Genomic DNA, 25,585 nt, shown 5'->3' with positions numbered 1-25,585 from the left:
GTCACCGCGGTCCGATCACGTGCTGGCGCTGTACGCCGAGGCCGTCGATGCCCAGCTCCATCACGTCGCCGGGCTGCAGCCAGACCGGCGGCCGGAAGCCCATTCCCACCCCGGGCGGGGTGCCGGTGTTGATCAGGTCGCCCGGCTCCAGCACCATGAACTGCGAGAGGTACTGCACGATGAACCGGCTGTTGAAGACCATCGTCGAGGTGCTTCCGGTCTGACGGCGCACGCCGTTGACATCGAGCCACATGCCCAGGTCGTCCACGTCATCCAGCTCATCCGGGGTCACGAGCCAGGGTCCTGCCGGGTTGAAGGTCTCTGCCGACTTGCCCTTGACCCACTGACCGCCGCGCTCGATCTGGAAGGCGCGCTCGCTCACGTCGTTGACGAGCGTGTAGCCCGCGATCACGGATGCCGCCTCCTCGGGCGACTCGAGATAGCTCGCACGCGAACCGATGACGATCCCGAGCTCGACCTCCCAGTCGGGTTTCGTCGAGCCGCGCGGGATGCGCACATCATCGTTCGGCCCGATCAGCGTGTTCGGCGCCTTGTTGAAGACGATGGGCTCGTCGGGCACCGCCTGCCCGGTCTCGGCGGCATGGTCGCGATAGTTCAGGCCGATGCAGAGGATCTGGTGCGGGCGCGCGATCGGAGCGCCGATGCGCTCGCCCTCGAACCGGGCGACGTGCCCCGACGCGACCCGCTCGTCGACCACCGCCCGCAAGGAGGCCGGACCGCCCGAGCCGAAGAACTGCTCGTCGAAGTCGCGGGTCACGTCGGAGACGTCGACGTAGGTGTCGTCGTCGAGGCGGACGACCGGCTTCTCGGCTCCGGGCGTGCCGATGCGCATGAGGTACACGTGGTGCTCCTGATCAGAGGGTGGGGAAGAGGCGGTCGATGACGGATGCCGCCACCCGGCGCACCGGAACTCCGTGGACTCCGGGCGTGGCGGTGAAAAGGCACCCCGACCGCGGGAATTCGCGCAGCTGCTGTGCGGTGAGCTCCTCGCGGGCGGTCGTGATGACGAGGACATCCAGTTCGGGGCCTGCGAAGGTCACACTCGAGGTGTGCGGGGCCGCGACCTCGATGCGATCGACGATCGCGCCCTCCGGCGAGAAGCGGAGCACGGCACCTCCGCCCCACACCGCCACCCAGAGATGGTCATCGGCGTCGATGCACATCCCATCCGGATAGCCGCGGTCCAGGGTCGCGAACACCGACCAGTCGCCGATCGCGTCGCCGATCGGGTCGTAGGAGCGCACACGGATCGTCCGGCTGATCGTGTCGATGCTGTAGAAGCGCGATCCGTCGGCCGACCAGGCGAGTCCGTTCGACAGGGTGAGGTCGTCATCGATGACCGTCACCTCCCGGCTGTCGGCGCGCAGGAGCTTCTCGGTCGTGGAGCCGCCTTCGAGGCGGAGGGTTCCGACGACGAAGCGGCCAGTGGGGTCCACCTGCCCGTCGTTGAACCTCCTGACGGCACCGTCGAACCAGGGCGGGGTGTGGGCGAGTGGCCCGGTCGGACCGATCAGCATGAGCCTGTCGTGGACCGCCGCCAGCCAGCGGTCGTCCCGCTCGGTCAGTGCGACCGCTCCGACGGTGGCGGGCAATCCGATGGTCGCCGACGGCTCGATGCGTTCGCCGATGAGTGTCCCGCGGTGAACCTGTCGGGACTGGATGTCGACCCAGAGCAGCGCCTGGGTGCGGTCGTCCCAGAGCGGTCCCTCGCCGAGCACGAAGGCGCGTTCTGATGCGGGGGTCGCTTTCATCGGACCGGAGCCCCCAGGGCGCCGATGATCAGGCGCACGTCATCCACCCGGGAGATCAGCTCGGTCATCGGGGTCCGGTAGGCGATCGCGCTCACGCTCACCGCGCCGGAGGGAGCGGAGGGGGATGTCAGGAACACCGGCAGCGCGAGGCAGTTCACGCCCGGTTCGTTCTCCTGATCGTCGGTGCCGAACCCGCGGCCGCGGATGAGTTCGAACTCGGGCTGCAGCGCATCGGCAGTGGTGTGCGTGCGCTCGGTCCGGCGAACGAGCGGCTCCTCCGCCGCCCAGGCAGCGACATCCGAGCGCGTCTGCAGCCGGTATGAGAGGAGCAGCTTTCCGGCAGCGGTCGAGTGCGCGGGGTTGCGGCCGCCCACGGTGGAGGTCAGCCGCACCGCGCCGGTGGGCGGATCGACCTTCGCGCGGTAGACCACCGTGCGCCCGTCCAGCACGGTGTAGTGCACCGTCTCGCCGAATCGGGCGGCGAGCTCCTCCAGCACCGGACGCACGCGCACCTGATCGGGACGCGCCTCGTGATAGGCGAATGCCATGCGGACGAACTCGTCGCCGAGCAGGTAGCGGCCGCGATCGTCCTGATCCGCAAGGCCGGCTCGACGCAGAGACGCCAATCCTCGGTGGACCGATGATTTCGGGCTGCCCATGATGCGCGCCAACTCGTCCAGTCCGACACCCGCCGGGTGCCTGGAGAGTTCACCCAGCACCGCGAGCACGCGATCTGAGCCGACGAGTCTGCCCTCGTCGCTCTCGACACCGACCGACGTCGGTGCTGTAGTCGCATCGAGAGTCTGTGGCATAGAATTCATCGTGTTCCACAGAGTAGACCAACGTTTCGAGAATTGGAATCTGGGCGATGGAGCTTCGCAGCAACCAGTGGTACGCAGGAGACGACCGCAACGCCTACATCCATCGCGCCTGGATGCGTCGCGGCGTCCCGGACGACGCGTTCACGGGCCGGCCGCAGATCGCGATCGCGAACACCGCATCCGACCTCACCCCCTGCAACGCGCATCTGACGACGGTCGCGCAGTCAGTGAAGAACGGCATCCTCGAGGCGGGCGGCATCCCCCTCGAACTGCCCGTGGTCTCCCTCGGCGAGACGCAGGTGCGGCCCACCGCCATGCTGTGGCGCAACATGGCGGCGATGGCGACCGAGGAGATGCTGCGCGCCAACCCGATCGACGGCGTCGTGCTGCTCGGCGGCTGCGACAAGACGATTCCCGCCCTGCTGATGGCGGCGGCATCCGTCGACATCCCGGCCGTCGTGGTGCCGGGCGGACCGATGCTCACCGGCACGTTCCGCGGCGTCGCCCTCGGCTGCGGCACCGATGTGTGGCGGCTCAGTGAGGAGGTGCGGGGCGGCACGCTGAGCGAAGCGGACTTCCTGCGCTCCGAGTCGTCGATGATCCGCAGCGCCGGGCACTGCAACACGATGGGCACCGCCTCCACGATGGCGCTCGTCGCCGAGGCGCTCGGGACGATCGTGCCCGGCGTCGCCGGCACGCCAGCCCCGGATGCGCGGCTGCTCGAAGCGGCACAGCTCACCGGACGCCTCGCCGTCGAACTCGTCGCCCAGGGTCGAAGGCCCAGCACGTTCCTGACCGAGGGATCGTTCCACAATGCGATCGTCGCCCTCGCGGCGATCGGCGGATCCACAAACGCCGTCGTGCACCTGCTCGCCATCGCAGGCCGACTCGGCATCGAGCTGACGATCGATGACTTCGACCGGATCGGCTCATCCGTGCCGCTGCTCGTGAACCTCCAGCCGGCGGGCACGCACCTGATGGAGGACTTCCACCGCGCGGGCGGCCTGCTCGCCGTGCTGCGGGAGGTCCGCGACCTGCTCGACCCCGACGCGCTCACGATCACGGGCCGCCCGCTCGTCGACTACCTCGAGGTCGCGCCGAGCTGGGATGCCGACGTCATCAGCGCCCGGTCGACACCGTTCCAGCGGGATGCCGGCATCGCGGTGCTGCGGGGCAACCTCGCCCCGGGCGGCGCGCTGATCAAGCCCGCCGCGGCCTCGCCGCACCTGCTGAAGCACCGCGGCCCGGCGCTGGTGTTCGACAGCATCGAGGACTTCCACGCCCGCATTGACGATCCCGATCTCGACGTCACCGCCGACAGCGTGCTCGTCCTTCGCGGGTGCGGGCCGATGGGATATCCCGGGATGCCGGAGGTCGCCAACATGCCGCTCCCCCAGAAGCTCCTCGAGCAGGGCGTCCGCGACATGGTCCGCATCTGCGACGGCCGGATGTCGGGCACCGCCTACGGCACGGTGGTCCTGCACGTGACGCCCGAGGCAGCGGCCGGCGGACCGCTCGGGCTCATCCGCACCGGTGACTGGATCAGTCTCGACGTGCGGGGGCGCCGCATCGACGTCGAACTCACGCCGGAGGAACTCGGAGCCCGCGGACCCGCCGACGCCATGGTCGAAGCCTTCGCCGACCCCCGACGCGGCTGGGAGCGCCTGTACGTCGACCATGTCATGCAGGCCGACACCGGCGCCGACCTGGACTTCCTGCGCGGTGCGAGCGGCTCGGCGGTGAGCCGGGAATCGCACTGAGTCCCGATCAGCCCTTGAAGAACGCGACTCCGAGGTCGGCGTGGTCGACGAAGACGCCGTCGATGCCGGCGTCCCGGATCACCGTCCACTCCGACTCGTAGTCGCCGAACGCGGCGGGACCGCCGCGGGCGCGGTACTGGCCGACCAGGAACGCATTCTCCGGACGGCATGTCCACGTGAAGACGCGCAGACCCCGGGCGTGGGCGTCGGCGATCAGCGGCGACGGACCTGTCATCCTGCCGAGCTTGTCGGGCGCGAGGATCATCCGCTTGTCGACGCTGATTCCGTCCACCGCGCCGACGAGACGGTCCAGCCCCGCCGGACGCGCGGTCTCCTTGTAGGTCGGCGCGGCCTTCCCCAGCGCGGCGACCATGTCGAAGGGACGACCGGCGGCCTCGAGCAGGTACACGTACGTTCCTCGGATGCCGCGCTCGCGCAGGCGGCCGAGCACAGTCGACTCGAACGCCTCGATCGTGAGCGGCAGCTCCCCGCGCGCCCAGCCCGCCGCGACCAGCTCCGACTCGACGAGCTGCGCGAGGTCCCATCCGAGAACTTCGAAGTACGTGGCGTGCTTGATCTCGAGCACGACGCCGAGCTCACGTCCCTGCTCCAGCGAGGTCGCTCGCACGAGGTCCAGCACGTCCCGAAGGCTCAGGACGGGCTGCTCGTCGTCGAACGACGCACTGCTCGGCCGCAGCTTCGGCAGCCGCTCGCGGCATCGCAGGGTCGACAGTTCGTCCCACGTGAAGTCCTCGGTGAACCAGCCGGTCAGCTCGGCGCCGTCGATCGTCTTCGTCGCGCGCCGGTCGGCGAACTCGGGGCGATCCGCCACATCCGTGGTGCCGGAGATCTCGTTCTCATGCCGGACGACCAGCACGCCGTCCTTGGACACGACGACATCGGGCTCCACCGCGTCCACGCCCATCGCGAACGCGAGATCGAAGGAGGACCGCGAGTGCTCGGGGCGGTATCCGGGCGCGCCGCGGTGTCCGATCACGAGAGGACGGGTCCGCGGCACCGTTTCAGGCTACCCGCGGGTCATCAGGGCGCAGGCGGCGGCATCCGATCGCAGCACCCGCTCAAAGCCCTCTCACAGCACGAACCCGCGAAGGATCACCCCCGGTCGGATATCGTGGATGCACAGCACAGCGCTGTGAAACCCTTGACCTTGGAGTGTGAGAGCCGTGGCCCTCAGAAACCCCGCATTCGACAACCCCGCCTTCCAGGACGCGAAAGCCGTGAAGTCCTACCCGGGTGGCCAGAACGCCGCCAGCCTCGGCGGGCAGACGCAGTTCGCGACCGCGCAGGCCGCGGGCACGGATGCCGCTGCCCAGGCGCACCTGGAGGGCATGTACGCCGCTCCGGCCGCCGGTGCGATCGAGACCGACCGCATGTCCGTCGAGGACACCGTCTGGAAGACCGTCGGCCTGTTCGCCGTGCTCCTGGTCACCGCCGTCGGCGGCTGGCTGTGGACCATGGCTCCCGTGACGCCGACCAACCCCAGCCCGACCCTGGTCCCGTGGATCGTCGGCCTCCTGGGCGGATTCGTCCTTTCGCTGGCAGTGATCTTCGGCTCCCGCAAGAAGGTGCGCCCCGCGCTGATCTTCGCGTACGCCGCATTCGAGGGCCTGTTCGTCGGCGGAATCTCGGCGTTCTTCGAGTTCATCTGGCCGGGCATCGTCGTCCAGGCGACCCTGGCGACACTCGTGGTCGTCGGTGTGACCCTCGCGCTGTTCGCGAGCGGGAAGATCCGAGCGTCCAAGCGCGCCACCAAGATCTTCATGATCGCGATGATCGGCTACCTCGTCTTCTCGCTCATCAACCTCGGGCTGATGTTCTTCAACGTCCCGATCGCCGGTGGAGCGTTCGGTCTGGCCAGCCAGCCGAGCTTCCTGTTCGGCATCCCCTGGGGCGTCCTGATCGGCGTGTTCGTCGTCATCATGGCCGCGTACTCGCTCGTGCTCGACTTCGACAACATCCAGCAGGGCGTCCGCAACGGCGCTCCGCGTCAGTTCGCATGGCTGGGTGCGTTCGGCATCATGGTCACGGTCGTCTGGCTCTACATCGAGATCCTGCGCATCCTCGCGATCGCCCGCGGCTCGAACTAGTCACCCGTTCTGCACGAAGGGGGTCATCCGAAAGGGTGGCCCCCTTCGTCATTCGTGACGCGAGGGCTGTCAGCAGCACTGCCTCGCCGCTATCGTGACGCTATGGCCGGGCCGCGCGCGCTCACCGCTGCATCGACGGTCCTCTGCGCGCTGGCACTGACCCTCTTCGCGCCGACTGCCGCCCTCGCCGCAGCCGGCGAGCCCCAGGTCTCGGCACCTGCACCGGAGGACGCGTTCGAAGAGGGCGAGTGCACGGCCGACGTGCCCGCCGACGACCAGCAGCGCGTGACATGCGGAATGCTCACCGTGCCCGAGCGCCGGTCTCCGGAGGCCGACCCGGAGAAGACACTCCAGCTTCCGGTGACCATCATCGCCGGCCGCGCGCCGACGACTTCCGACCCGCTCGTCTTCCCGACGTCCGGCGCGTCGAGCATGGGGCGCCTCGACGCTCTGCGGTACTTCCTGGATGACGCCGATTGGGCGGGCGAAGACCGGGACGTCATCCTCATCGAGCAGCGCGGCGATGCCCATGCGAAGCCCACGCTGGACTGCCCCGAACTCGACATCGAGCACTTCGTGGTCGACGGGACGCTCCTCTCGGGTGATGCGGCGCTCGAGCGACGCGCCGAGCAGCTGACCAAGTGTCACGAGCGGCTCATCGCGGAGGGCATCGATCTCACCGCCTACACGAGCGCGGAGACTGCAGCCGACCTCGCAGACCTCCGGGCGGCGCTCGAGTACGACGAGTGGAATCTGTACGGAGCGTCGTACGGCTCGCGGCTGGCGCTGACGGCGATGCGCGATCGGCCGGAGGGCTTGCGCGCGGTGATCCTCGACGGCGTCTACGCGCCGCAGATCAATCGGTACGAGGACACCCCGGCAGGCTTCACGGCCTCCGTCGACACACTGCTGGCGGATTGCGCAGCCCACGCGGAGTGCAGTCGTCGGTATCCCGACCTGGAGCAGTCCCTCAGGAAGGTGCTCGCGGGCGCGGCCGAGCAACCCCTCTCGGTCACCGTGAAGAACCCCGCGAACGGCTCCCCGCTCAGGGTTCGATTGAGCGACACCGACCTCGTCGACGGCCTGGTCAGCGCCTTCTCCGACGCGAGCGTCCTGCCAGTGGTTCCGTATGTGATCGATCGGCTGGCCGCTGGCGAGGTCGAGGCGGCGATCCCCCTGGCACAGCGCATCGTCGACGACGCGGACGGGGCGGGCGAGGGTCTGCAGCTGTCGATCGACTGCGCCGAAGAAGCGCCGTTCAACGACGACGCGCGCATCGCCGCGGCAATCGCCGCGGATGAGCTGCTGGCCCACTACTCGCTCTCCGACGGATTCCGCGCGGACTGCGAGCTCTGGGCGGTGCCCGCGCTGCCCCCGACCGAGAACCTGCCCGTCTCCAGCGCGATACCGACGCTGCTCATGTCCGGCCAGTACGACCCGGTCACGCCCGCAGCTTTCGCCGAGTCGACCGCCGAGACGCTAGCGCTCCCCCACGTGTACACCTTCCCCGGCCGGGCGCACGGCGTGGTGTGGACCGACGGCGTCGATGACTGCGCCGCGTGGATCGCCGAGCAGTTCCTGCAGGATCCGGTCACGCCGCCGGACGCATCGTGCATCGACGCGATGTCGAGCCCCGACTTCCTCACGAGCGAGGCCATCCATCCGATGTCGTCGATCTCCCGGCTCGACGGCGACCTCATTCGGGATCGCGATCCGCTCCAGATGATGATCGCGGGATCGACAGTCCTCATCTTCGCCGCGACCCTCGTGTACGCGGCGATCTACGCCCTGAGGTGGCTCGGCCGTCGCCGCGGCGACGCCCCCGGAGGTCTGGTGCTCGTCGCGGCGACGTCGGCCGGTCTGAACCTCGCCTCCGCGGGCGGACTTGCCCTCGTCCTGCTGAACGCGGATCCGATGATCGTCGCCTTCGGTCTCCCCAGCGGCGCGTGGCCGCTGCTCGTGGTGCCGTTCGTCGCGCTCGCGGCCACGATCCTGCTGATCGTGTCGCTGGTCCGCGCCTGGATGCAGGAGGAGGGCAGTCTGTTCCACCGCGTCGTCCTGTCGGTGTCGGCGGCGGCGTCGGCAGGCTTCGCCCTCTGGCTGCTCGCTCGCGGACTGCTCATGCTGTGAGCCCCGTTCTGCTCTGAGCGGAACAGCTCGGATGCGGCATCCTCCGCGTCCTATCGTGAGCGCATGCATGCACGAACGGCGGAGCTCATCCCGCTGCCGACGAGGCGACCCGCCCCTGCCCTCGAGCCGCTGTGGCGCGACGCGCTCGGCGACCAGCTGCGCCGCATCCGGCACGACCGCGGGGAGCGGCTGGCCGACACGGCGGAGCGCGCCGGGGTGTCGCCGCAATACCTGTCCGAGATCGAACGCGGCCTCAAGGAGCCCTCGAGCGAGATGATCGCCGCAGTCGCCGGGGCGCTCGAAGTCACGCTCGTCGACCTGACCGCCGCGGTCGTCGACGAGCTCCGCATGCGGACCGCAGACCGTCCCGCGGTCGGCGGCCAGGTCGGGCTCTCGCTCGTCGCCTGACCGCTTCCCCGAGGTCGGCGAGCCGTGGCCGCGGCATCCGCTCCCGCGCTAGCGTGGCGAACGTGAGTCCTGCGCGCAAAGACACCACGGTCGAGGTCGGCGGCCGCGAAGTCCGCGTCTCGAGCCCCGACAAGGTCGTCTTCCCGCAGGCCGGGCTGAGCAAGCTGGATGTCGTGCAGTACTTCCTCTCGGTTGCGCCCGGCGCGCTGCGAGGTGCGGGCGGGCGGCCGATGGTGCTCAAGCGATTCGTGAAGGGCATCGATCAGGAGGCGTTCTTCCAGAAGCGCGTGCCGGAGAACCACCCCGACTTCATCGACACCGCGACCCTGCACTACGCGCGGGGCACGTCGGCTGAGGAGGCGGTGATCCGGGATGCCGCGGGCCTGGCGTGGGTCGTCAACCTGGGGTGTCTCGACCTCAATCCGCATCCCGTCCGCGCGGAGGACCTCGACCATCCCGACGAGCTGCGCGTCGACCTCGACCCGATGCCGGGCGTGGATTGGTCGCAGATCGTGGACGTCGCGTACGTCGCGCGCGAGGTGCTCGACGACGTCGGTCTCGTCGGCTGGCCGAAGACCTCCGGTTCTCGCGGGCTGCACATCCTGGTGCGGATCGCGCCCGAATGGGATTTCCGACAGGTGCGGCTGGCGGCCGAGACCCTGGCGCGCGAGGTAGAGAACCGCGCGCCGGGACTCGCGACCGCGCGGTGGTGGAAGGAGGAGCGCGGCGAGAGCGTGTTCGTCGACTTCAATCAGAACGCGAAGGATCGGACCGTGGCCTCGGCCTACTCGATCCGGCCGCTTCCCGATGCCCGCGTGTCGACGCCGCTGGACTGGGGCGAGGTGAGGGTCCGCCGCCCCGAGGAGTTCACGGCTCTCACCGTCCCTGCCAGATTCGCGGAGCTCGGCGACCCGCACGAGGGAATCGATGACGCCGTCGGCTCGCTCGACGCGCTGCTCGCGCTGGCGAAGGAGCTCGGTCCCGCCGAGAAGCCGCCACGCGGCGGTGACGGCTCCGGCCGCCGTGCGTCCACGATGCCGCTCATCGAGATCGCCCGGACGAAGACCAAGCCTGAGGCGCTCGAGGTGCTCGAGCAGTGGAAGGCGGAGCATCCCGACGTCGTGGCGTCGCTGCACCCCGCCGACACGCTCGTGGACGGCATGCGCGGCTCGAGCTCGCTCTGGTACCGGGTGCGGATCAACCTCCAGCACGTGCCCGAAGATGCCCGCCCACCCCAGGGCGACCTGCTCGCGGACTACGATCCGTGGGCAGGCAGAACCTGGCCGGGCAGGCCCGCCGACTGAGTCCCGTCCCGGTCGTCGAGCGAGGAGCGCCGGCGCCGAGGCGAAACGCCCGTGCGGGGGTTCACCGCTCGGCGAGCACCCGATCCACCAGGCCGTAGGCGACCGCCTCGTCCGCGGTGAAGACGCGGTCGCGATCCGTGTCGACGCGCAGCTTCGCGGCATCCTGTCCGGTGTGGCGGGCGAGCACCTGCTCGACCTCGCCGCGCACCCGCACGAGCTCGTCGGCCTGCAGGATCAGGTCGGGGATCGCACCGCGGCCCTGCCCCGCAGGCTGATGCAGCACGACCCGGGCATGGGGCAGGACCGCGCGTTTGCCGGCCGCCCCGGCGGCCAGCATGACCGCACCCACACCGATGGCCTGCCCCACGCACGTCGTCGCGATGTCGGGCCGCACGTGCTGCATCGTGTCGTAGATCGCGAGCATCGCGCTCGGATCGCCGCCCTCGGAGTTGATGTACAGCTGGATGTCCCGCTCGGGACTGTCGGCGTCCAGGTGCAGCAGCTGGGCGATCAGCGCGTTCGCGACGCCGGCGTCGATCGCGGTGCCCAGGTACACGACCCGCTCGGTCAGCAGGTGCGAGTAGACATCCATGATGCGGTCGCCCCGCGGATGCTGGGAGACGACATTGGGGATCGTGTAGCCGCTCATGCCGCCACCTCCGTCGCACGCTCATCCGGCAGACCCAGGCCGAGTCCAGCCGGCCGCCGCCGCCGCGGCACCACCTGCGCGAAGTCGGTGACGGTGCCGTCGATGAATCCGTACTCCTGCGCCTGCGCTGCGGTGTACCAGCGGTCGTGCAGCGAGTCCTCGAAGATCCGCTCCACGGGCTGGCCCGTGTCCTGCGCGATCAGTCCGAGCACCGTGTCGCGCATGTGGCGCAGGTCGTCGGCCTGCACCTCGACCTCGACCGCCGAACCGCCGATCCCGGCGGAACCCTGGTGCATGAGGATCCGCGCGTGCGGCAGCGCACGCCGCTTGCCCTTCGTCCCGGCCGACAGCAGGAACTGCCCGGCACTGCAGGCCAGCCCGAGGGCGAGCGTGGCGACATCGTTGGGGATCAGCCGCATCACGTCGCGGATCGCCAGCATCGACGGCACCGAGCCTCCGGGCGAGTGGATCCACAGGGCGATGTCGGATGCCTCGTCCTCGGCGGCGAGCGCGAGCAGCTGCGTCGCGATCATCGTGCCGTTGTCGTCGTCGAGCGGGCCGTCGAGCACGAGCACGCGCTGGTGGAACAGTTCGCGCCGCGCCTCGGCTCCGAACTGCGGGATCTTTCCGTCATCTGCCATGACCCCAGCGTGCGCGGGGAGGCGCGCTCCCGCAGCGCAATCCGCCGCCAGCGGATCCGCCGCCAGCGGCACGGGCCTCGAAGCGTCAGGTCGTGCGTCGAGACGGACGAGCCAGCACGTCCGCGACAGCCTGGGCCAGCGCGTCCATCGCGTGCTCCGGGTGCACGGCGCGCGCGGCGGCGACCGCCTCGGCGGTGAGGCGCGCCCGCAGCTCGATGTCGGTCAGCAGCTCGACCATCGCCGCCGAGAGCGCGTCGATGTCGCCGTCGGGCACCAGCAGTCCTCCTCCTGCGGCGAGCAGGTCGCCCGGGCCGTACCGCACGTCGTACGCGACGACCGGGCAGCCGTGCGCGAGCGCCTCGGCGATCGACAGCCCCTGGCCTTCGAACGCCGACGTCGAGAGGAAGACGGATGCGGCATCCAGCTCACGCCCGGGATCGTCGGTGAGTCCACGCAGCACGACGTGCGCGTCGAGTCCGAGCTCGTCGATCAGGCGCTGCAGCGGGTCATGCTCCGAGCCGTCGCCGAACACGTCGAGCGTCGCCTCCGGCACGACCTCGATCACGGCGGCGAAGGCCCGGATCGCGTGGTCGATCCGCTTGCCCGGCGCGAGCCTGTTCAGCATGACGACGCGGCCGGGAACCCGCGCCGCCAGGGGCGTGACGGATGCCGCGGCCGGCACGGCGTTCGGCACCACGACATGCACGGGAGAGGCGCCGAACCGGTCCTGCACATCCGACCGCTGCGCGGCGGTGGGCCACAGCACGGCGTCGAAGCGCTCGGCGAGGGTGAACCACCGCGACCACAGCGGATTGAGCGACGCGTCAGGCGTGAACGGGGGCTCGAGGTGGATCGTGTGGATCGCGTGCACGAGGCGCAGCGCCGGGTCATCCCAGCCGGCGAGCAGCTCGCCGAGCTGCCGCGACTCGCAGACGACGACGACCGGACGGTCGGCATCCCCCGCCCGCAGCCCGTCCACGACGTGTTCGAGCCAGGCGCGGTAGAGGGCGCCGAACCCGTCGACGACGCCCGCAACCGCATGCCGCTCGTCGTACACGGCGATCGGAGCGGTTGTGACGTGCCAATCGGGGTCCCCCGCGATGATGGGCAGCCCGACCATCGGCCGCCCTGCGGCATCCTCGATCATCCGGTACTCGAGGGCCGGATCGGGCTCGCCCGGGTGCGCCGCCGTCCGCAGCCATCCCGCCGCCCCGCCGTGCGACCCGCCCGCCTCGTCGAAGAGGTTGCGCATCCGATGCGGGTCGACCACCAGGTCGCGCCCTGCGAACGCCGCGCGATGCTGCGCGTGCTCCGCAGGCGTCCCGGGGTCGAGGGTGAGCAGGAGCGGCCCGAGTCCGCCGTGGACGCCTGCCGCGGCCATCTGCCGCGCCCGGGCGAGCGTCGCGAGGGCGTACCCTCCGTCCCGATCGGGGATCAGCCTGCTCGAGAGGACGACGTACTCGGCGTCCGGGAACTCGGCGTGCGATTTCACGTTCACGGTTCCATCCTGCCCCGCGAAGGCCGGCTCTACGGCTGGCTCACTCCCACTCGATCGTTCCCGGCGGCTTGCTGGTCACATCGAGCACGACCCGGTTCACCTCGCGCACTTCGTTCGTGATGCGGTTGGAGATCCGGGCGAGGACGTCGTACGGCAGGCGGGTCCAGTCCGCGGTCATCGCGTCCTCGCTCGAGACCGGGCGCAGGACGATGGGGTGCCCGTAGGTGCGCCCGTCCCCCTGCACGCCGACCGAGCGGACGTCGGCCAGCAGCACGACCGGGCACTGCCAGATCTCGCCGTCCAGGCCCGCCCTGGTCAGCTCTTCGCGCGCGATCGCATCGGCGTCACGCAGAATCTCGAGACGGTCAGCGGTGACCTCGCCCACGATCCGGATGCCGAGGCCGGGGCCCGGAAACGGCTGACGGCCGACGATCACCTCGGGCAGGCCCAGCTCCCTGCCGATCGCGCGGACCTCGTCCTTGAAGAGGGTGCGCAGCGGCTCGACGAGCTCGAACTGCAGGTCCTCGGGCAGGCCGCCGACGTTGTGGTGGGACTTGATGTTCGCGGTGCCGGTGCCGCCGCCGGACTCGACCACGTCGGGGTACAGGGTCCCCTGCACGAGGAAGCGGATCGGCTCACCGTCGGCTGCCGCCTCGAGCACGAGCGTCTTCTCTGCGGCCTCGAACGAGCGGATGAACTCGCGCCCGATGATCTTGCGCTTCTGCTCGGGGTCGCTCACTCCGGCGAGCGCGGTGAGGAACTGCTCGCGCGCGTCGATCGTGACGAGCCGCACGCCGGTGGAGGCGACATAGTCGTTCTCGACCTGTTCGCGCTCGTTCTTGCGCAGCAGTCCGTGGTCGACGAATATGCAGACGAGCTGGTCGCCGACCGCCTCGTGGACGATCGCCGCGGCGACCGCCGAGTCCACGCCGCCGGAGAGGCCGCAGATCACGCGACCCGAGCCGACCTGCTCGCGGATGCGGGCCACCTGCTCTGCGATCACGTTCCCGCTGTTCCAGTCCGCGGGCAGCCCCGCCGCCTGATGCAGGAAGTTCTCGATCACGCGCTGCCCGAAGTCGGTGTGCTTCACCTCGGGGTGCCACTGCACGCCGTACATCCGGCGCTCGTCGCTGCCGAACGCCGCGACCGGGGTCGCCGACGTCGAGGCGAGCACATCGAAGCCCTCGGGCGCCTTCGAGACCTGGTCGCCGTGGCTCATCCACACGTTCTGGGCGGCCGGCTGGCCGGCAAGCAGCACGCCGCCGTCGCCCGTGAGCGCGGCATCCGTCGCTCCGTACTCGCGCAGGCCGGTGTTGGCGACCTCGCCGCCGAGCGCCTGGGCCATGACCTGGAAGCCGTAGCAGATGCCGAGGGTCGGCACGCCGAGGTCGAACACGCCAGAGTCCAGCGCAGGGGCGCCCGGCTCGTACACGGACGACGGACCGCCCGAGAGGATGAGCCCGACCGGGTTCTTCGCGGCGATCTCCCCCGCCGTCGCGGTGTGCGGCACGATCTCGCTGTAGACCCCGGCCTCACGCACGCGCCGCGCGATGAGCTGTGCGTACTGCGCGCCGAAGTCGACGACGAGGACGGGGCGCTGGGAGGTCTCGGTCTGCTCGGTCAACGCTTGTTCTCCGTCGGGATGGCCTGGGTCAAGGACGAGTGCTCGGCGCGCGAGTGCAGCTCGGCATCCTCCCGGGTCTTCAGGTAGGCGCGCACCTCGTGGGCGACGCGCACCTCGAGGAAGAACGACAGGAGGGGCACGATGCCGCCCGAAGCGAGCAGCAGGAAGCGCGGGAAGCGCCACCGCATCAGGCTCCAGACGCGGAAGCAGGCGAAGAGGTAGACGACGTAGAACCAGCCGTGTGCGACCAGGATGCCGAGCGAGAGGTTGAACCCGTCGCCGGTCGACTCGAGGCCGTTCGGGGTCTCGACGACCGGGGCGAACCAGAGGAGACCACCGGACCCGCCGAGGAACAGCTCGTACCCGAGCACGTACTTCGCGAGCATCTCGGCGCACAGGAGCAGCAGCATCGTGCCGGTGATCACCGAGCAGATCTGGTAGAACCTCAGCGCCCCGCGGATGGCCGGGAACGAGGCGAGTTTCGGGGCCGGAGGCATGCGCCCAGTCTACCCGCGGGATTCCGGCCCCTCTCGCGCGCGCGATGGGGTCAGGCCGCCGCCGGCTCGGTCTCCTCGAACTCCTCGACCTCGCGCTCCCAGGCATCGCGAGCGAGGCGATACCAGAGGTAGAACGCGAATCCCGCGAACACGGCCCACTCGATCGCGTAGAAGATGTTCAGCCAGTTCACGTTCGAGCCCTCGGCCGGAGCGGGCGACGAGATGTCCTCGAGCGGACCCTGCGCCACCTCGGAGGCGACATAGGCGCGGTAGACGTCGAGACCGTCGATCCCGTGCCAGCGCGAGAGCAGCGCGGCAGGCGACATCCGGGTCAGCGTCTGCGGGTCGCCGCTCTGCGGAGGCAGCACGGGCCCCTCGTCGGAGATCAGACGGCCGGTGATCGCGAGCGGGATCTCCGCCGCGCCGGGGGCGGCCGCGGCTTCCTCGAGCTGCTCGACCGCCGCCTGCGCCTCCGCGGGCGTCGCCGCCCATCCGATCGCGACTGCGACCGACACGGGCTGCCCGTCCTCTTCGCCCGCCACCCGCAGCTGGCCCGTCACCCAGTAGCCCTCGACGCCGTCGTTGTAGCGCGACGAGACGACGATGAAGTCCTCGGGCACCCACGTCCCGGTCACCGTGACGCGCTGCCCCACGAGCGGCTCGGGGACGTAGTCGCCGGGCGCGGCGGCCTCGGCAAGAGGCAGCACCTCCTCCGTGGCACCCGGCGGCGCCGGGTCGGTGTCGATCGCGCGACCGAGCTGCCACTGCCCGAGCCAGGCGAACACGCCTGCGACCACGAGACAGAGCGCGAGCAGCGCGAGCCATCGCGGTCGGAGCATCACCTCGCGCAGGGTCGGCGGGAAGTCCTCCGGCGCGACATCTGCCGGCTCGGGGGAGGCGGTCATCCCGTGGTGTACGGCGCGACCACGACATCCACCCGCTGGAATTCCTTCAGGTCGGAGTACCCGGTGGTCGCCATGGACTTCTTGAGCGCGCCGATGAGGTTGGCAGTGCCGTCGGCGACGGGCGCGGGCCCGTAGAGCACGGATTCGAGGTTCGTCACCTGGTCGACGCTCACGCGGTGGCCGCGTGGCAGCTTCGGGTGGTGCGACTCCGGGCCCCAGTGGTAGCCGCGACCCGGCGCGTCCGTCGCACGCGAGAGCGCGACACCGAGCATGACGGCATCCGCCCCCATGGCGAGCGCCTTGACGATGTCGCCCGAGGTGCCCACGCCGCCGTCCGCGATGACGTGCACGTAGCGTCCGCCCGACTCATCGAGGTAGTCGCGCCGTGCTCCCGCGACATCCGACACCGCGGTGGCCATCGGCGCGTGGATGCCGAGGGTGGCGCGCGTGGTGGATGCCGCTCCCCCGCCGAAGCCGACGAGCACGCCGGCCGCGCCGGTGCGCATCAGGTGCAGCGCTGCCGTGTAGGTCGAGGCGCCTCCGACGATGACAGGCACGTCGAGGTCGTAGATGAACTTCTTGAGGTTCAGCGGCTGATCGACCGATGAGACGTGCTCGGCCGAGACGGTGGTGCCGCGGATGACGAACAGATCGACACCCGCCGCCACGACGGTCTCGTACAGCTCCTGGGTGCGCTGCGGGGTGAGGGCTCCTGCGACGGTGACGCCTCCGGCGCGGATCTCCGCGAGCCGGTCGCGCACGAGCTCGGGCTTGATCGGCTCCGCGTAAAGCTCCTGCATCCGCCGCGTGGCGGTCGCGTCGTCGAGCGAGGCGATCTCGGTGAGGTACGGCTCGGGGTCGTCGTAGCGGGTCCAGAGGCCCTCGAGATCGAGCACGCCCAGACCGCCGAGCTGTCCGAGCATGATCGCCGTCGTGGGACTGACGACGGAGTCCATCGGCGCACCGAGCACGGGGATCGCGAACTGGAATGCGTCGATCGACCATGCCGTCGAGACATCCTCGGGATTGCGTGTGCGCCGAGACGGCACGACCGCGATGTCGTCGAACGTAAAGGCACGACGCGCGCGCTTGGCGCGACCGATCTCGATCTCCATGCTCACGGGATCAGCCTACCCGGCGCGGTCCGAGCGACGCGGTCAGGCCGCCTCACCAGGGCTCGTCGACGCGCGGCGCCTCCTCGAGCACCATGGCGATGCTCAGCGGGAAGCACTCGTCGAAGAGCTCCGTCATCCCGGCGTCCTTGCCGTACTCCTCCGTCATGCGCAGCCCGACCATCGTGTTGATGAGCATGCCCATCGCGAGGAACTTCTGCGCCTCCTCGGCGCTGAAGCCGGCTTCGTCCCGCAGGTAGCGCCAGACCTTCGCGAATCCGGCACGCGCGGCCGGGCCGATTACGGGGTGGGCGCCGAGCAGGAACGCCTGCGAGAGGATCTGATGCAGCCCGCGCACCTCGAGCAGACCCAGGTACGCCTGCCCCATGAGCTCGCCGCGCGCGTGCAGGTCGCCGACCGAAGGGACGGCCGCGAACCCTTCCAGCAGCCGCTCCAGCGCGCTGCCCAGAGCGGCCAGGAACAGGTTCTCCTTCGTGCCGAACAGCCGCACGACATACGGCTGCGAGACGGATGCCGCGCGCGCGACATCGTCGGTGGTCGTGCCCACGTAGCCCTTGGCGCCGAACACGGCGATCGCCGCGTCGATGATCTGCTCGCGCCGCTCCTCGGAGCTCATCCGACGGGTCGCATCGGGCGCGGCATCCACTGTCTCGCTGATTCTCGGATTCACGCTTGACATGTTATCAGTCGATTACTACAGTTGCGATGTCTTAGTAATCATCCGATTACAAACATCCGCGAAAGGAGTCCGCCGTGACTCTCACCTCCCCGCCCGCGACCAGGCGCCGGGCCTTCGGACTCGTCGTCGCCGCGGCATCCGTCCCGATGTTCATGGCGACGCTCGACAACCTCGTGATGACCAACGCACTGCCCGTGCTGCACGAGCGGCTCGGCGCGTCGGTCGAGGAGCTGCAGTGGTTCGTGAACGCGTACACGCTGTCGTTCGCGAGCATGATCCTCGTCGCCTCCGCGCTCGGCGACCGGTTCGGCCGCCGCACCGTGTTCATGATCGGCATCGGCATCTTCGGCCTGGGGTCGGTGCTGGCAGCCCTGAGCGCCGATCCCGGGCAGCTCATCGCGGCGCGGGCGCTGCAGGGGTTCGGCGCCGCCGGAGTCCTTCCGCTGTCGCTCGCCCTGATCTCGGGCGGTGTCGCCCCCGAGCGCCGACCGCTCGCGATCGGTATCTGGGGCGGCATCTCGGGCCTCGGCGTCGCCGTCGGACCACTGGTCGGAGGCGCGGTGATGGAGGGCTGGAGCTGGCAGGCGATCTTCTGGATCAACGTGCCCGTGGCCCTGATCGCGATGCCGCTCGCATTCTTCGTGCTGAACAATGACTTCGGGCAGCGCGCACGCATCGACGTCGTCGGCGCGGTGCTGGCCGGCGGAGGGGTGCTGGCGCTCGTGCACGCGATCGTGCGCGGCAACGACGACGGATGGAGCTCTGCGGGCGTGATCGCGGAGATCGTGGCAGCCGTCGTGCTGCTTGTCGTCTTCCTGCTCTGGCAGGCCCGCGCGAAGGCGCCGCTCGTGCCGCTGCGCCTGTTCGGCGACCGCTCGTTCTCGGTCACGAACATCGTCGGCTTCGCGTTCAGCTTCGGCACGTTCGGCGCGGTGTTCATCCTCATCCAGTACATGCAGGTCGTGCAGGGCTCCACCCCGCTCGAGGCCGCGGTGCAGACCACGCCGTGGACGCTCGCGCCGATGTTCGTCGCCCCACTCGCGGGGTTCATCGCGCCGCGCGTCGGCACCCGCGTGCTGATGGTCGCCGGCCTCGGGCTGCAGGCGGCGGCGCTGTTCTGGATCGCGATCACCATGTCGACCGACCTCGCGTACGCGCAGCTCGTCGTGCCGTTCATCATGGCCGGCGTCGGAATGGGGCTCGTCTTCGCTCCGTCGGCGACGGCGCTGCTGGCGACGCTCGGCATCCTGGATCACGCGAAGGCGTCCGGCGTGAACTCCACCGTCCGCGAGATCGGCATCGCACTGGGCACGGCCGTCATGACGGCGATCTTCGTGAGCGCGGGCGGCGAGCTGCTGCCCGACCAGTACGTCGACGCCGCGCGGCCCGCGGTGCTCGTCGGCGCCGCCGTGCTGGCGGCCGCGATGATCGTCGCGCTGTGGCTGCCGTCCGGCCGCTCGTCGACGGTCGCGGCGGCTGAGACGGGTGCCGATGCTGCGGCCGCTGAGGCTGCGGCATCCGACCCCGCCGAGCTGATCGGCGCCTAGCCGCCCGGTTCGCCTCCTCCTCTCCCGCCGAACCCACCCCTTCGCCGCGAGCCCACACGCTCCCTGGCACGGGAGGGCGTGGGTTCGCGGCGAGTGTGAGGGTTCGGCGGAGGAGGCTGGCAAGATCGAGGGATGCTGGAACACGTCCGGGTCGTGGTGATCGGCGGCGGCGTGATGGGGCTCTCGACGGCCTGGGCTCTGACCCGCCGCGGCGAGCGCCCGCTCGTGCTCGAGCGGTTCGCCCGAGGCCACACGCGCGGCGCGTCGCACGGTGCCACCCGGAACTTCAACAACGCGTACGCCGACGAGCACTACCTCGACCTGCTCACGCTCGCCCGCGAGGGCTGGGACGCGCTCGGATCACCCGACGGCAGGCCGCTGCTGCGACTTCACGGGCTCGTCTCGCACGGCTCCGGCGCGGCACTCGGCGGCACCGGCGCGGGGCTGCTCGCGATCCACGCGCGTCTCCGCGAGCGCGGAATCGCCGCCGACCTGCTCGAGGGTGCCGAAGCGACGCGGCGATGGCCGGGGATGCGGTTCGAAGACACGGTCCTGTTCTCGCCGGATGCGGGCGTGGCTCGGGCATCCGTCGCGCTCGACGAGCTCGAGCGGCGCACCGTCGCCGGCGGCGGCCAGGTGCGCTGGAACAGCCCCGCGACCCGGATCGAGGAGGACGCCGAGGGCGTCACGGTCCATCATCCTGGCGGCACGGTGCGCGCCGGCACGCTCATCGTCACGGCCGGCGCCTGGACCACCGCGCTGCTGCCCGGCATCCCTCTCCCGAGACTCACGGTCACCGAGGAGAGCCCCGCCCACTTCGCCCCGCGCGACCCAGGCACGCCCTGGCCGTCGTTCAATCACTTCGTCACGCCGGGCACCTGGCCTGCGAACGTGTACGGGATGCCGACGCCGGGTGAAGGCATGAAGGTCGGCTTCCACGCCGTCGGCGACGAGGTCGACCCCGATCGGCGACCGTTGCGCACCGACAAGCATGCGCACGCGCTCGCGGACTACGTGCGCGAGTGGATGCCGGGCCTCGACCCCGGCACCGCTGAGCCGATCAGCTGCACGTACACATCCACCGCCGACGAGGCGTTCGTGCTCGACCGGGTCGGCCGGATCGTGGTCGGCGCCGGCTTCTCGGGGCAGGGTTTCAAGTTCGCACCCGGCGTCGGCACGGTCCTCGCGGACCTCGCGCTGGACCCTGCGTCCACTGCGGCCTCGGCGTTCCGCCTACGCTGAGCCCCCTCCCTCCGCCGGGTCGCTGAATCCCATCTTCCCCGCGAACCCACACCTCCCCCGCCAACCCTCACGCTCGCGGGCACCGGAAGGCATGGGTTCGCCGGGAGCGTGAGGGTTCGGCGGAGGAGGCGGGCAGGGAGCCGGGCGCAAGAGCCCGCGCAAGAGCCGGGCGCAAGAGCCGAGGCGCAAGAGCCGAGGCGCACGAGCCGCGGCGCACGAGCCGAGGCGTAAGAGCGAGGCGCAAGAGCAGAGGGCAACAGCAGGGCGCAAGAGCCGAGGCGAAAGAACCCAGGCTCAGCGCGCCCGCGCCACCCGCTTCTCGTCCCACACCGGCTCGTCGGACTCGTACACCTCGCCGTCCGCCCCGAAGACGAGGAATCGATCGAACGACCGCGCGAACCACCGGTCGTGCGTCACCGCCAGCACGGTCCCCTCGAACCGCGCGAGCGCCGACTCGAGTGCCTCGGCGGACGCGAGGTCGAGGTTGTCGGTGGGCTCGTCCAGCAGCAGGAGCGTCGTGCCGGAGAGCTCCAGCAGCAGAATCTGGAACCGCGCCTGCTGGCCGCCCGACAGCGTCTCGAAGCTCTGCAGCGCCTGGCCGACGAGCCCGTAGCGGTCCAGCGCCGAGCTCGCGGCATCCCTCGGTATGCCCGGTCGGTTCTCGTCACCGCGATGCAGCAGCTCGAGCAGCGTGCGCCCGACGAACTCCGGGTGCCGATGGGTCTGGGCGAACCAGCCCGGAACAACCCGTGCACCCAGGATGCCGCGGCCCGAGTGCGCGACCGGCTCGAGCTTCGCGCCGGCCGAGGTGATGTGGCCGAGCCGCGCGTCGGGCTCGGTTCCCCCTCGCGCGAGGAGGCGAAGGAAATGGGACTTCCCCGAGCCGTTCGAGCCGAGCACCGCCACCCGGTCGCCGAACCACACCTCGAGATCGAACGGCTTCATGAGTCCGGTCAGCTCGAGTCGCTCCGCGATCACCGCGCGCTTGCCGGTGCGGGCTCCCCGCAGCCGCAGCTGCAGGTCCTGCTCGGGCGGGCGCTCCTCGGGAGGACCCGCCTCCTCGAACTTCGCGAGCCGGGTCTGAGCGGCGCGGTAGCGCGATGCGAACTCGTCGCTGGAGGTCGCCTTGACCTTCATCGCCGCAACGAGCGCTTTGATCTTCGCGTGCTGCTCGTCCCAGCGCCGACGCAGCTCGTCGAGGCGGTCCATCCGGTCGGTGCGGGCCGCATGGTAGGTGGCGAAGCCGCCTCCGTGCACCCACGCGGTGCTGCCGGCCGCACCGGTCTCGAGCGTCACGATGCGATCCGCGCCGCGCGCGAGCAGCTCGCGGTCGTGCGAGACGAGCAGCACTGTCTTCGGCGTCGCCCGCAGCTGCTTCTCGAGCCATCGCTTGCCGGGCACGTCGAGGTAGTTGTCGGGCTCGTCGAGCAGCAGGACCTCGTCGGGTCCGCGCAGCAGCGCTTCGAGCACGAGTCGCTTCTGCTCGCCGCCCGACAGCGTCGTCAGCTCCCGGAAGCGAGCGCGCTCGAACGGCACGCCGAGCGCGGCGACCGTGCACTGGTCCCAGACCGTCTCGTGCTCGTAGCCGCCGGCATCCGCGTAGTCGGCGAGCGCGGTCGCGTACCGCAGCTGGGCCGGAAGGTCGTCGGTCTCGATGATCGCGGCTTCCGCCGCTTCCAGTTCGGTCGCCGCCGCGTTGATGCGCCGCGGCGCGACGTCGATCAGGAGGTCGTGAACCGTAAGCCCCGCGGCGCCGTGGCCGACGAACTGGTCCATGACCCCGAGAGCGCCGCCGATCGACACGACGCCGCCGTGCGCGGGCTCGTCGCCGCGGATGATGCGCAGCAGGGTCGTCTTGCCGGCGCCGTTCGCGCCGATCAGCGCCGTGGTGGAGCCCTCGCCGACCCGGAACGACACCTCGTCGAGCAGCGGCCTGCCGTCGGGCAGGAAGAACGAGACTCCGCTGATGTCGATGTAGCCCATGACTCGCTGCCTGCCGCTCTTTATCCTCGCCGCGCGAGTCCGCGGCATGCGTCGGCGGGAATCGCCGGCCCGCGAGTGGCGAGCCGACCAGACTATCTCGCGCCGAAGGCGCCCGTGCACCCTCGGTCGCCGGAGCAGTGGTGCAGATGTCTCCTCGAGTGCCGCTTGTCACACACTCGCTGAAGCTGGTCCGCCGACCGCGGGCCGCTGCGATGGAGCGTCGGGGCTCAGGCGGCGGAGTACCGCCCGGAGGCGATCGCGCGCGCCCTCGCCTTGGCCGCCTCCTCCTCGCGGTTCTTCGGCGGCGTCACCGCGACCAGATCCTGCAGGAGGTGGCCCGTGATGTGCGCGATCTCGTGCACCGCGCGATCGAACGCGTCCTGGTTGGCCTTGGACGGCTTGGTCGTCCCCGCGATCTTGCGGACGTACTGGAGGGCGGCGGCATTGATCTCATCGTTCGTCGCCGCGGGCTCGAAGTTGTGGAGGGTGTGGATGTTCCGGCACATGCCGACAACGGTACGCCGCGGTCGCGGCATCCGTCACGCGACTGCTCAGTCGCCTCTGCCGCGCAGTGCCCTGGTCAGCAGCGGATCGAACAGGAACAGCAGGAAGGACGTCGAGCCGAGGAAGGGCGAGATGACGACGACGGTCGCCGAGATGAGGAGCGCGCTGAGGGCGCCGCGGCCGTATGCGCGCGCGTCGGCGTCGGACAGGTCGGGCAGCATCGTGGCGCGATGGCCGACCGCCCACATCCATTGCAGCCAGCTGAACAGGATCGCCATGAAGAACGTGGCGGGCATCAGCAGGCGCCCGGCCAGCCACTCGGAGTACTCGGTCGTGATGCTCGTGGCGAACGGCACCAGCACGATGAACAGCAGCCTGATGTTGTTGAGCCAGATCAGCGTGGAATCGACGCGCGCGACGTGCTCGAACTGCTGGACGTGCGTCATCCACAGCAGGCAGAGCAGCACGAAGCTCAGCCCGAAGTTGAGGAACAGCTCCCACATGCCGGCGAAGGCCGCCCACATCTGCGCGTCCGAGGTGATCTCGCCGATCGTGTGGGTCGTCAGATCCAGCACGAGCAGCGTCGCCGCGATCGCGAAGACGCCGTCGGTGAACGCCTCGAGGCGGGTCGTGCCCTGAGTGGCCGCCGGGTGGGTCCGCTGCCTGATCACCGGCCCAGGATACCGACGCCTAGCGCTTGTAGTTCGGTGCCTCGACCACGATCTGCACGTCGTGCGGGTGCGATTCCTTGAGCCCCGCGGCCGTGATCCGGACGAATCTGCCCTTCGCCTTCAGCTCTTCGATCGTGCGCGCGCCGACGTAGAACATCGACTGCCGGAGACCGCCGACGAGCTGGTAGGCGACCGCGGCGACCGGGCCGCGATAGGCGACCTGGCCCTCGATCCCCTCGGGGATGAGCTTGTCGTCGCTCGGCACATCGGCCTGGAAGTAGCGATCCTTCGAGTACGAGGTCTTCTTGCCGCGGGTCTGGAGGGCGCCGAGGGAGCCCATCCCGCGGTACTGCTTGAACTGCTTGCCGCCCTGGAACACGATCTCGCCCGGCGACTCGTCGGTGCCGGCCAGGAGCGAGCCGAGCATGACGGTGTCGGCACCAGCGACGAGCGCCTTCGCGATGTCGCCCGAATACTGCAGACCGCCGTCGGCGATCACCGGGATGCCCGCTTCGCGGGCCGCGAGGGATGCTTCGTAGACGGCGGTCACCTGAGGCACCCCGACGCCCGCGACGATGCGCGTCGTGCAGATCGACCCCGGCCCGACCCCGACCTTGACGGCATCCACGCCCGCATCGATCAGCGCCTGCGCGCCCTCGCGGGTCGCGACGTTGCCGCCGATGATGTCGATGTGGTCGAACGAACGGTCCGCCTTCAGCCGTCGGACGATGTCGATCACTCCGGCCGACTGGCCGTTGGCGGTGTCGACGACGAGCACGTCCACGCCGGCGTCGCGCAGGGCCTCCGCGCGCTCCCACGCGTCGCCGAAGAACCCGATCGCGGCGCCGACGCGCAGGCGGCCCTGCTCGTCCTTGGTCGCAAGCGGATACTTCTCGCTCTTGTCGAAGTCCTTCACGGTGATGAGCCCGGCGAGCTTGCCGTTGTCGTCGATCAGGGGAAGCTTCTCGACGCGGTGCTTGGCGAAGATTGCGATGACGTCATTCGCGCCGATCCCGACGTGCGCCGTGACCAGCCCTTCGCTCGTCATGACGTCCTTGACGAGCGTCGTGGAGCGCTCGAAGCCCGACACGAACCGCATGTCGCGGTTGGTGACGATGCCCACGAGCCGGTCGTCCTCGTCGACGACGGGAAGCCCGGAGATGCGGAACTGCGCGCACAGCGCCTCGACCTCGTCGATCGTGGCATCCGGCGTCGTCGTGATCGGGTTGGAGATCATCCCGGACTCGCTGCGCTTGACGCGGTCGACCTGCGAGGCCTGCTCTTCGATCGACAGGTTGCGATGCAGGATGCCGAGACCCCCCTCGCGGGCGACGGCGATCGCCATCCGAGCCTCCGTGACGGTGTCCATCGCGCTGGAGAGGAGCGGGGTGGCGACCGTGATCCGCCGGGTCACGCGAGATGACGTGTCGGCCTCGCTCGGGATGACATCCGTGTGCCCGGGCAGCAGCAGAACGTCGTCGTACGTCAGTCCGACGAAGCCGAAGGGATCGGGTTGCTCCATGCGCTGCTCTTCCTGCGCCGTTCGGCGCGAATCAGGACGTCGACGGCCAGGTTGCGGGAGGCATGCCCGCCGTACTCGATTCTAAGCGTCGGAGCCTGGGAATTGTTCCCGGGCGGCCCGGGGTGGTGCCCCGCAGGCGCGGCTGTGGCAGAGTCTCGATTCGATCACTTCTTGGCATCCGCGATTA

23 protein-coding genes are annotated in these 25,585 nt (G+C 70.1%); 7 read left to right on the top strand and 16 right to left on the bottom strand.

The annotated features are described in order from the left end of the window. Position 1: 1 nt before the first annotated feature. Genes BM349_RS05220 through BM349_RS05210 form a run of 3 tightly spaced genes read right to left on the bottom strand, consistent with a single transcriptional unit; the run spans position 2 to position 2,584 of the window. Entirely contained in the window at positions 2 to 862 is an 861-nt protein-coding gene (locus BM349_RS05220; RefSeq protein WP_091703952.1) for a fumarylacetoacetate hydrolase family protein, read from the bottom strand. A gap of 13 nt (positions 863 to 875) precedes the next feature. Next, positions 876 to 1,772, bottom strand: coding sequence for an SMP-30/gluconolactonase/LRE family protein (locus tag BM349_RS05215; protein ID WP_091703949.1), 897 nt, complete (start codon positions 1,770 to 1,772; stop codon positions 876 to 878). Then, positions 1,769 to 2,584, bottom strand: coding sequence for an IclR family transcriptional regulator (locus tag BM349_RS05210; protein WP_217645652.1), 816 nt, complete (start codon positions 2,582 to 2,584; stop codon positions 1,769 to 1,771). Before BM349_RS05210 ends, BM349_RS05215 begins: the two co-directional genes overlap by 4 nt. A gap of 56 nt (positions 2,585 to 2,640) precedes the next feature. Here BM349_RS05210 and BM349_RS05205 point away from each other — a divergent pair, with 56 nt between their 5' ends. After that, on the top strand, positions 2,641 to 4,353 hold the full coding sequence (locus BM349_RS05205; RefSeq protein WP_091703943.1) for an IlvD/Edd family dehydratase: 1,713 nt from the start codon (positions 2,641 to 2,643) through the stop codon (positions 4,351 to 4,353). Between the two features lie 7 nt (positions 4,354 to 4,360). Here BM349_RS05205 and BM349_RS05200 read toward each other — a convergent pair whose 3' ends face one another. Next, complete coding sequence (locus BM349_RS05200; protein ID WP_091703939.1) at positions 4,361 to 5,371, bottom strand: glycerophosphodiester phosphodiesterase family protein; 1,011 nt, start codon at positions 5,369 to 5,371, stop codon at positions 4,361 to 4,363. A 166-nt stretch (positions 5,372 to 5,537) separates the two neighbouring features. Here BM349_RS05200 and BM349_RS05195 point away from each other — a divergent pair, with 166 nt between their 5' ends. From BM349_RS05195 to BM349_RS05180, 4 genes are all read left to right on the top strand, one after another. Next, positions 5,538 to 6,461, top strand: a complete 924-nt coding sequence (locus tag BM349_RS05195; protein WP_091703936.1) for a Bax inhibitor-1/YccA family protein — start codon at positions 5,538 to 5,540, stop codon at positions 6,459 to 6,461. A 102-nt stretch (positions 6,462 to 6,563) separates the two neighbouring features. After that, entirely contained in the window at positions 6,564 to 8,591 is a 2,028-nt protein-coding gene (locus tag BM349_RS05190; protein WP_091703933.1) for an alpha/beta fold hydrolase, read from the top strand. A 63-nt stretch (positions 8,592 to 8,654) separates the two neighbouring features. Further along, a complete protein-coding gene (locus tag BM349_RS05185) occupies positions 8,655 to 8,999 on the top strand; it encodes a helix-turn-helix domain-containing protein (RefSeq protein WP_091703929.1) in 345 nt (114 codons plus the stop codon). A gap of 62 nt (positions 9,000 to 9,061) precedes the next feature. After that, positions 9,062 to 10,303 (top strand): DNA polymerase domain-containing protein, encoded by a 1,242-nt coding sequence (locus tag BM349_RS05180; protein WP_091704989.1) that lies wholly within the window; start codon positions 9,062 to 9,064, stop codon positions 10,301 to 10,303. Positions 10,304 to 10,364: 61 nt separating this feature from the next. Here BM349_RS05180 and BM349_RS05175 read toward each other — a convergent pair whose 3' ends face one another. The 8 genes from BM349_RS05175 to BM349_RS05140 all read right to left on the bottom strand — a co-directional run bounded on the left by BM349_RS05175 (position 10,365) and on the right by BM349_RS05140 (position 17,920). Further along, a complete protein-coding gene (locus BM349_RS05175) occupies positions 10,365 to 10,952 on the bottom strand; it encodes a ClpP family protease (protein ID WP_091703926.1) in 588 nt (195 codons plus the stop codon). Then, the gene (locus tag BM349_RS05170; RefSeq protein WP_091703922.1) at positions 10,949 to 11,593 is read right to left on the bottom strand and encodes a ClpP family protease; all 645 of its coding nucleotides are present in this window, start codon (positions 11,591 to 11,593) and stop codon (positions 10,949 to 10,951) included. Before BM349_RS05170 ends, BM349_RS05175 begins: the two co-directional genes overlap by 4 nt. A gap of 85 nt (positions 11,594 to 11,678) precedes the next feature. Beyond that, entirely contained in the window at positions 11,679 to 13,091 is a 1,413-nt protein-coding gene (locus BM349_RS05165; protein WP_254773732.1) for a glycosyltransferase, read from the bottom strand. 40 nt (positions 13,092 to 13,131) lie between these two features. After that, complete coding sequence (guaA, locus tag BM349_RS05160; protein ID WP_091703918.1) at positions 13,132 to 14,715, bottom strand: glutamine-hydrolyzing GMP synthase; 1,584 nt, start codon at positions 14,713 to 14,715, stop codon at positions 13,132 to 13,134. Continuing rightward, entirely contained in the window at positions 14,712 to 15,212 is a 501-nt protein-coding gene (locus BM349_RS05155; protein ID WP_091703915.1) for a DUF3817 domain-containing protein, read from the bottom strand. Before BM349_RS05155 ends, guaA begins: the two co-directional genes overlap by 4 nt. Positions 15,213 to 15,262: 50 nt before the next feature. Continuing rightward, positions 15,263 to 16,117, bottom strand: coding sequence for an SURF1 family cytochrome oxidase biogenesis protein (locus BM349_RS05150; protein WP_091703911.1), 855 nt, complete (start codon positions 16,115 to 16,117; stop codon positions 15,263 to 15,265). Further along, complete coding sequence (locus BM349_RS05145) at positions 16,114 to 17,232, bottom strand: GuaB3 family IMP dehydrogenase-related protein (RefSeq protein WP_091703907.1); 1,119 nt, start codon at positions 17,230 to 17,232, stop codon at positions 16,114 to 16,116. The genes BM349_RS05150 and BM349_RS05145 overlap by 4 nt, the downstream gene beginning before the upstream one ends. Before the next feature lie 52 nt (positions 17,233 to 17,284). Continuing rightward, the gene (locus BM349_RS05140) at positions 17,285 to 17,920 is read right to left on the bottom strand and encodes a TetR/AcrR family transcriptional regulator (protein WP_175525191.1); all 636 of its coding nucleotides are present in this window, start codon (positions 17,918 to 17,920) and stop codon (positions 17,285 to 17,287) included. Between the two features lie 83 nt (positions 17,921 to 18,003). Between BM349_RS05140 and BM349_RS05135 the strand changes: the two genes are divergently transcribed. Together BM349_RS05135 and BM349_RS05130 are read left to right on the top strand one after the other, a co-directional pair. Next, on the top strand, positions 18,004 to 19,476 hold the full coding sequence (locus tag BM349_RS05135; protein WP_254773731.1) for an MFS transporter: 1,473 nt from the start codon (positions 18,004 to 18,006) through the stop codon (positions 19,474 to 19,476). 132 nt (positions 19,477 to 19,608) lie between these two features. Continuing rightward, the gene (locus BM349_RS05130) at positions 19,609 to 20,718 is read left to right on the top strand and encodes an FAD-dependent oxidoreductase (protein ID WP_091703898.1); all 1,110 of its coding nucleotides are present in this window, start codon (positions 19,609 to 19,611) and stop codon (positions 20,716 to 20,718) included. 294 nt (positions 20,719 to 21,012) lie between these two features. Here BM349_RS05130 and BM349_RS05125 read toward each other — a convergent pair whose 3' ends face one another. The 4 genes from BM349_RS05125 to guaB all read right to left on the bottom strand — a co-directional run bounded on the left by BM349_RS05125 (position 21,013) and on the right by guaB (position 25,398). Beyond that, positions 21,013 to 22,701 carry an ABC-F family ATP-binding cassette domain-containing protein gene (locus tag BM349_RS05125; protein ID WP_091703895.1) on the bottom strand — a complete coding sequence of 563 codons (1,689 nt, stop codon included), beginning with the start codon at positions 22,699 to 22,701 and terminating at the stop codon, positions 21,013 to 21,015. Between the two features lie 227 nt (positions 22,702 to 22,928). Next, positions 22,929 to 23,207, bottom strand: a complete 279-nt coding sequence (locus BM349_RS05120) for a DUF2277 domain-containing protein (protein ID WP_091703893.1) — start codon at positions 23,205 to 23,207, stop codon at positions 22,929 to 22,931. 45 nt (positions 23,208 to 23,252) lie between these two features. Then, complete coding sequence (locus BM349_RS05115) at positions 23,253 to 23,876, bottom strand: TMEM175 family protein (RefSeq protein WP_091703890.1); 624 nt, start codon at positions 23,874 to 23,876, stop codon at positions 23,253 to 23,255. A gap of 19 nt (positions 23,877 to 23,895) precedes the next feature. After that, a complete protein-coding gene (guaB, locus tag BM349_RS05110) occupies positions 23,896 to 25,398 on the bottom strand; it encodes an IMP dehydrogenase (protein ID WP_091703888.1) in 1,503 nt (500 codons plus the stop codon). Between the last annotated feature and the right edge of the window lie 187 nt (positions 25,399 to 25,585).

It is taken from the genome of Microbacterium sp. cf046 (genome assembly GCF_900114345.1).
GTDB lineage: Bacteria > Actinomycetota > Actinomycetes > Actinomycetales > Microbacteriaceae > Microbacterium.
Note: the sequence above shows the minus strand (reverse complement) of the source record. Positions and strands in the feature narration are given on the sequence as shown.